1 protein-coding gene is annotated in these 677 nt (G+C 66.5%); it reads right to left on the bottom strand.

Features of this window, described 5'->3' with window-relative positions; all coding sequences use genetic code 11:
* Positions 1-302: 302 nt before the first annotated feature.
* Entirely contained in the window at positions 303-572 is a 270-nt protein-coding gene (locus KME77_RS27170; RefSeq protein WP_219471786.1) for a WhiB family transcriptional regulator, read from the bottom strand.
* Positions 573-677 lie beyond the last annotated feature (105 nt).

The raw sequence follows: 677 nt of genomic DNA, 5'->3' as shown, positions 1-677 counted from the left end.
CGGGCGCGTACAGCGCCCGGCCGCTCAATCACTCCTTGCGGGAGATCCTGCGCCGGCGGCAGGACCTCCCGGCTCAGATCTCCTGGGCCATGACCCGGTGGAGGCGCTCGTTCGCCCGCTGGACTCTGCGGCGCGCACGCTGCACGCGGCGGAGATGCGAGACGAGACGCTGCTCCTCGGCCTCACGGTGGAGGGTTTGTATTCGGTCGTTGACCAATTCATGGGTCAGATACGGCACTTTGAGGCTCCTCGGACGAGTGTTCATGTGAGTGTCTGCTTTCTGGCTTGTCGTGATCGGGGGGTCAGGCAGCGACCGGGTGCTTACGCGGACGTCCGCGGGGCCGCTTGCGGGGAACGACGGTTCCCCGGAGGATCAGTTCGCCACCCCAGACGCCCCACGGCTCCTCGCGCTCCAGCGCGCGGGCCAGGCAGGCCTTCTGGATCGGGCAGTCGCCGCAGAGCGCCTTCGCGAACTCCACGTCCTCCGGCGACTCGGCGAACCACAGGTCAGGGTCGGTACGACAGGGGATCTTGGCTTCGTCGATCAGGTCCATGATCGTCTTCGCCCCCATCTCGGTCTCCTTTTGATCGATCTTTGATCTTGGGTCGGGCACCTCGTAGGTGGTCGGGGGTCGCGGACAAACAAAGAGGCCGCGGATCCGTCTGCGGATCCGCGG

This window comes from Nonomuraea rhizosphaerae, assembly GCF_019396405.1.
Taxonomy (GTDB): Bacteria; Actinomycetota; Actinomycetes; order Streptosporangiales; family Streptosporangiaceae; genus Nonomuraea; species Nonomuraea rhizosphaerae.
Note: the sequence above shows the minus strand (reverse complement) of the source record. Positions and strands in the feature narration are given on the sequence as shown.